Raw genomic sequence first — 5466 nt, 5'->3', positions numbered from 1 at the left:
TTGGAGACACTGGGGCCAGTGGGATGTTCAGGATATTGGCAGGTATTATCGCCGCCAGTGGGCCTCTGCTTGCAGCAGGTATAGTAGACACATATAACCAAACAGTTCCAAAAATGGATCCCCAGATGATCCTGTCGCAGTGTAAAGATGAATGGAATAGTCTAAAAATGCAAAAAGTGACATAGAACGGCTAGAAATTGTCTACGAAAACGCGGTTAATGCGTCTCGTAAAGCTCTTTATGGATTCCTAGAGAGATGGATAGAAACGGGAGTTGCACTAGGATTACTGCTATTGGGAATGCTCAAAGGATGGTTTATCTCATCAACTGTCATACAGCTCTCTGGCGTTATTCTATCACTGGTAGGAACGACCTCTTTTGTTTTGATGATATTCTCATACCTCAGGTACAGGGACTACACCAAGCAACTCCTCGCCATCCAGCTCAAGAAGAGCGACAAGGCGGAGCTTTCGATAAAGCTTTGATTCTTCCCTTTTGCTGAAAAAATGAGTGAAAATCACTCCCCCACAACCTGCACTATAACCCTCCTGTGCCTCGGCCTTACGTCGAGCTCAACGAAGAAAATCTGTTGCCAGGTCCCCCTTATGAGCTTTCCATCAACGACGGGAAAGCACTCGCTGGCACCGAGGAGGGTAGCTCTAAGATGGCTGTGGGCGTTGTCGTCTATTCTATCGTGGAGGTAGCCCCTTCCTTTCGGGACAAGCTCCCTCAGGATTCTCTTGAAGTCCTCTAAAAGGCCAGACTCGTGCTCTATCGTAACTATAGCGCCCGTTGCCCCAGGAACAAAGACGAGAACGTGACCGTTCTCTATTCCGCTCTCCTCAACAACCCGCTCAACTTCCGCCGTTATGTCCACAAGGTCAATCTCGCCCCGGGTTGAAAAGCGGAGCTCCTCCGTGAACACGGCCATCACACCACCTCCAGCAGGGCCTTTACCTTTTTCACGACATCAAGGGGGTTCCTGCCGAAGACGTAGACGAGCGGTTCTACTCCCTCGCCACCCCAGTCGAGGACAAAATCTGGCGATAACTTTTCAAAGATGTTCGCTATCTCCTTAACGGCGTCTTCATCGCTCAAACCGCCTGTTCTCGTCTCAACATACTTAAACCCCAACCGTCTAACCGCTTCGGCAATGCTTTCGTTGAGTTTGACGTTCATGACGCTCCTGATTTCTGGGTTTCTATCCGCGACTGCCAGAATCAACGAGGCGGTGAATCTGCTCGCCCCGAATTCCGGAGGCAGGGCATAGGGCCTGCCCTTTACCAGGGTTATCCTCCCCGGAATGGCGATTACGTCAGATGGGCTTTTGGCCCCGGACGGGGCGTAGGCGAGGTTGCTCCTAACCTCCGGGATGAGCTTTGAGAAGCCCTGCAGAGACAGAAGCTCTCTGAGGGCGAGTTTCATTTCCTCTACTGCAGTTGAGTTGCTGGAAACGAAGAGAGACCTGCAGGTTTCCTCGCTTATCCCGGCATATCTGGCGTAGTGTTCGCACAGCTTTCCCGAGGAGAAAAGCTCGAAGAGCCTCCTCGATGTGAACGCTATTATTTCGTCTTTTGAAGCTCCGGTGAGGATTAGGCTCGCTATTTCCTCGGCGATTGAATCCAGAAGACCCGTAACATCTCCGGGAGGCCTCCTGTAGTTGCCCCCAAGGTATTTACTAACCATCGCCTGTGTTATGCCGAGGTACGTGGCTATCCTTGACTGTCTAAGGCCCTCGCGGTAAAGGATTTCCGCTATCTTTGCGCGGAGGTACGGCATGAGCTCCTCGGCGATGTAAACGCTCGGCGTCTTCATACCATCACCCTAAAACAAGGTTATGGGATTTTTGAACCAAGGTTTAAAGAATTAGCGGACTTAAATTAACATTTGATTGTCAAAAAATGCTTAAAAACCCGTCGTTTTTTACACGAGAAGGGCTCTCATGGAGTGGAAAGGACGCGACGTGATAAGCATAAGGGACTTCTCGAAGGAAGACATTGAGTTCGTTTTGAGCGTTGCAGAAAGGCTTGAGGAGGAGCTTAAGGAGAAGGGCTCGCTCGACTACGCCCGTGGGAAAATTCTGGCGACGCTCTTCTTCGAGCCGTCAACGAGGACGCGCCTGAGCTTTGAGAGTGCGATGCACAGGCTCGGCGGTTCGGTTATAGGCTTCTCCTCCGCATCGAGCACGAGCGTTAAGAAGGGCGAGAGCTTAGCTGACACGATAAAGACGGTGGAGCAGTACAGCGACGTGATAGTGATAAGGCATCCCATGGAGGGGGCCGCCAGGCTTGCCGCTGAAGTTGCAGAAGTCCCGGTCATCAACGCCGGCGATGGAAGTAATCAGCACCCGACTCAGACTTTGCTGGACCTCTACACGATAAAGAGAACTTTCGGGAAGATTGACGGCTTAACAATCGGTCTGCTCGGCGATTTGAAGTATGGAAGAACCGTCCACAGCTTAGCCGAGGCTCTAGCTTTCTACGACGTTGAGCTCTACCTGATTTCCCCCGAGCTTTTGAGAATGCCGAGGCACATCGTTGAGGAGCTCCGCGAGAAGGGCCTCGAGGTGCACGAGACCACCGACCTAGAGGGCGTAATCCCCGAATTGGACGTCCTCTACGTGACGAGAATCCAGCGCGAGAGGTTTCCAGACGAGGAGGAGTACCTCAAGGTGAAGGGAAGCTACCAGGTGAACCTCTCCGTCATTAAGAACGCCAAAGAAAGTCTCAGGGTAATGCATCCGCTCCCGAGGGTTGACGAGATTCATCCGGAGGTCGATAAGAGCAAACACGCGCTCTACTTCAGGCAGGTCTTCTCAGGCGTTCCGGTGAGGATGGCCCTTCTCGGACTTACACTCGGTGTTCTGGAGGGGTTTTGAATGCCCGAGCTGAAGGTTGAGGTCATCCCCGAGGGGACGGTTATAGACCACATTCCAGTAGGAAAGTGGCTCAAGGTCGTCGAGATACTCGGCCTGACGAAGCCCAACGGCGGAACCCTGCTCATAGCCTCCAACGTCCCGAGCAAGAAGCTTGGAAGAAAGGATATCGTCAAGGTCGAGGGTCGCTATCTGAGTGAAGAGGAGGTCAACAAGATAGCCCTAATAGCGCCCTTGGCTACCGTTAACATCGTGAAGGACTACAAAATCGTTGAGAAGTTCAAAGTGGAGATTCCCGACGAAATAGTCGGAATCCTGAGGTGCCCAAACCCGAACTGCGTCAGCAACCACGAGCACGTTACTCCGAAGTTCAGGGTCGAGAGCAGAGAACCACTCAAGCTCCGCTGTCACTACTGCGAGAGAACGATTGAGGGGGACGATATACTCGGGAACCTTTAGTTTTCTCAATTAGGGGAAAGAAAGTTCGGGGGAAGCTCAGTCCCCCGCAGGAGAGCCCTCAAACCCGATGTGGGGGAGTCTCTTGAGAACTGGAACTGCAACTACCAAACTCAGGAAAACGTCTATAACGCTCTGTATTGCGTTTGGAAGGCCTATAGCAACCCAGAACGGAACGTGAGTCCACTTTTCAACTGCCTGAACGACCTGCTCCCTCGGCAGTCCGAGCCATATGGGGAGGGCAACGTAGTAGTTCAGGAGGAGCATCAGGGGTATTCTGATGGCCACGCCGATGACGTAAGCCGTTATTCCATAGAGCAGAAGCCTTCTGGGGTTCCTGATGTCAAAGCCAACCGTTCTCCTTGCGATTTCAAGCCCGATAAGAACCCCAAACGTCGCTATAGTTTTCATCATGGCCCCGAGCCAGCTGGCCGATGAAACGACGCTGAGGCCGAGGAAAAGAAGTCCGAGAGCAAAAACCCCTCCCCAGAATCCGAGGAGGAAGTAAACCAGTATTATCGGAACCGCAACGACGTCAATCTTCATGCCCCAGACCGTGGGGAAATCGAGGGGGGCAACGTCCAGAAGGAGAGCGAGTCCCAGCATTACGCCCGAGATGGCTATCTCTTTTGCCCCGATTTTCATAACCACCACCGGCGGAAGTTTGTTCCATAATTTTAAAATCTTTGTTCCTATTTTGGAACAATTTTCTTAAAAGCACCCCCGGGAAGTTCTCCCGATGTTCACGGCAGAGGGAATAGCGGAACTTGTAAGGGAAATACGTAAAGAACACGGGCTTCCAGAGAGCCCCTTTAAGATAGATGAAGTTCGCTATGAGTCCGAAGGGGATAAGCTCTTCATAATAGCCCACGATAGAACCGACAAGAGCGTGGTTATAGGCAACAGCCTCGTCATAGGAAAACTCAGGGAGAGGCTCGGCGTAAGGCAGGTCACCGTTTATTCAAACCTCGACCTGGAGATAAAGCGGGAAAAACTTGAGGAGGCAGAAAAGCTCGTCGAGGGGACTGAACTTGAGTTTCTGCTCCCGATTATTGATGCTGAGAAAAGATTTCCACCCCGGAAGTGGCCGGAAGTTAAGGGAAACGTCATGACCCTTGTATTTCTGAGTTTCAGCGCGAAACCCCTTCTGGGCTTTTCTAAAAGGCTCGGACTGCCTCATGAAGCGGTCGGGCTGAAGTATACCTTTCCGAGGCTGAACTACGAGCCGATTGAAGGAAACCTGAGGGAGCTTTTTTATCCCGATGAAGCAAAGCTCGCCGAGATTGCAGAGGAGAGAAACAGGGAACTCGTCCTTGCGGATTTCCCATTTTCCTTTAAAGAGAGGGGAGGAGTCTACTTCCTCAACCCCTTCAGGCTTCTCCACATCGGTTTCTTCGAGCTGAAATATCTCTTTGGATTTGAGTTCCCGACGATGGTCGATAAGGTGGAATTGCTCAGATTCGTTGCCGAGATGACGTATAAAGGACTTATGGAATCGACGGATGGGGCTAAAATCGTATGGCGCTACTGGAGGAAGGGCAAATGATAGTCGGTGTTGTTGGAAAAATAGCCGCCGGAAAAACCACCGTGGCCAAGTTCTTTGAGGAGAGGGGCTTCTGCAGGGTTTCCTGCAGTGAACCGCTCATAGACCTCTTGACCCACAACGTCTCGGGCTATTCCTGGATTCCGGAGCTTCCAGAGAAAGCCGAGCCGACGCGTGAAAGGCTCATAGCGTTCGGAAAGTACCTCAAGGAAAAATACGGCGGGGATATACTCATAAGGCTCGCGGTGGATAAGAAAAGGCACTGCAAGAACATCGTCATTGATGGCGTCCGCTCGAGGGAGGAGGTAGAGGCAATCAAACGGCTCGGCGGAAAGGTGATTTATGTCGAGGCGAGGCCGGAGATAAGGTTTGAGAGGCTGATGAAACGAAAGGCAAGCAAGGACCGAACCATTAAGAGCTTTGAGGACTTCAAGACGATGGACGACGCGGAGGAGAGGCTTTACCATACGAGCAAACTCAAGGAGCTTTCCGATTACGTTATAGTCAACGAAGGAACACTTGAGGAGCTTAAAGAGAGGGTCGAGGAAATAATAAAGGACATCGCGGAGAAGGTTTAAAGGGAGTTTTACCAA

The 5466-nt window shown here is 51.5% G+C and carries 9 protein-coding genes; 6 read left to right on the top strand and 3 right to left on the bottom strand.

Annotated elements, in window-relative coordinates; all coding sequences use genetic code 11:
• The coding region (locus MVG27_RS08985; protein ID WP_297556531.1) for a hypothetical protein at positions 1-185 on the top strand (185 nt) is incomplete at its 5' end.
• Between the two features lie 113 nt (positions 186-298).
• The gene (locus MVG27_RS08980) at positions 299-484 is read left to right on the top strand and encodes a hypothetical protein (RefSeq protein ID WP_297550607.1); all 186 of its coding nucleotides are present in this window, start codon (positions 299-301) and stop codon (positions 482-484) included.
• A 32-nt stretch (positions 485-516) separates the two neighbouring features.
• Here the strand turns inward: MVG27_RS08980 and MVG27_RS08975 are convergent, their stop codons facing one another.
• Together MVG27_RS08975 and MVG27_RS08970 are read right to left on the bottom strand one after the other, a co-directional pair.
• On the bottom strand, positions 517-930 hold the full coding sequence (locus MVG27_RS08975) for a secondary thiamine-phosphate synthase enzyme YjbQ (RefSeq protein ID WP_297550605.1): 414 nt from the start codon (positions 928-930) through the stop codon (positions 517-519).
• Positions 930-1814 (bottom strand): thiamine-phosphate synthase family protein, encoded by an 885-nt coding sequence (locus tag MVG27_RS08970; RefSeq protein ID WP_297550603.1) that lies wholly within the window; start codon positions 1812-1814, stop codon positions 930-932. Before MVG27_RS08970 ends, MVG27_RS08975 begins: the two co-directional genes overlap by 1 nt.
• Before the next feature lie 127 nt (positions 1815-1941).
• Here MVG27_RS08970 and pyrB point away from each other — a divergent pair, with 127 nt between their 5' ends.
• Positions 1942-2877: an aspartate carbamoyltransferase gene (gene pyrB / locus MVG27_RS08965; RefSeq protein ID WP_297550601.1), complete on the top strand. Its 936-nt coding sequence runs from the start codon at positions 1942-1944 to the stop codon at positions 2875-2877.
• The gene (gene pyrI, locus MVG27_RS08960) at positions 2878-3333 is read left to right on the top strand and encodes an aspartate carbamoyltransferase regulatory subunit (RefSeq protein WP_297550599.1); all 456 of its coding nucleotides are present in this window, start codon (positions 2878-2880) and stop codon (positions 3331-3333) included.
• A 36-nt stretch (positions 3334-3369) separates the two neighbouring features.
• Here the strand turns inward: pyrI and MVG27_RS08955 are convergent, their stop codons facing one another.
• Positions 3370-3975: a hypothetical protein gene (locus MVG27_RS08955; protein WP_297550647.1), complete on the bottom strand. Its 606-nt coding sequence runs from the start codon at positions 3973-3975 to the stop codon at positions 3370-3372.
• A 94-nt stretch (positions 3976-4069) separates the two neighbouring features.
• Between MVG27_RS08955 and MVG27_RS08950 the strand changes: the two genes are divergently transcribed.
• Positions 4070-4876 (top strand): hypothetical protein, encoded by an 807-nt coding sequence (locus tag MVG27_RS08950; protein ID WP_297550597.1) that lies wholly within the window; start codon positions 4070-4072, stop codon positions 4874-4876.
• Positions 4873-5451 carry an AAA family ATPase gene (locus MVG27_RS08945; RefSeq protein WP_297556532.1) on the top strand — a complete coding sequence of 193 codons (579 nt, stop codon included), beginning with the start codon at positions 4873-4875 and terminating at the stop codon, positions 5449-5451. The genes MVG27_RS08950 and MVG27_RS08945 overlap by 4 nt, the downstream gene beginning before the upstream one ends.
• Positions 5452-5466: the final 15 nt, after the last annotated feature.

Origin of the sequence: Thermococcus sp. (assembly GCF_027011145.1) — an archaeon.
Taxonomy (GTDB): domain Archaea; phylum Methanobacteriota_B; class Thermococci; order Thermococcales; family Thermococcaceae; genus Thermococcus.
The sequence above is the reverse complement of the archived record's forward strand: the minus strand, read 5'-3'. Positions and strand labels throughout refer to the sequence as shown.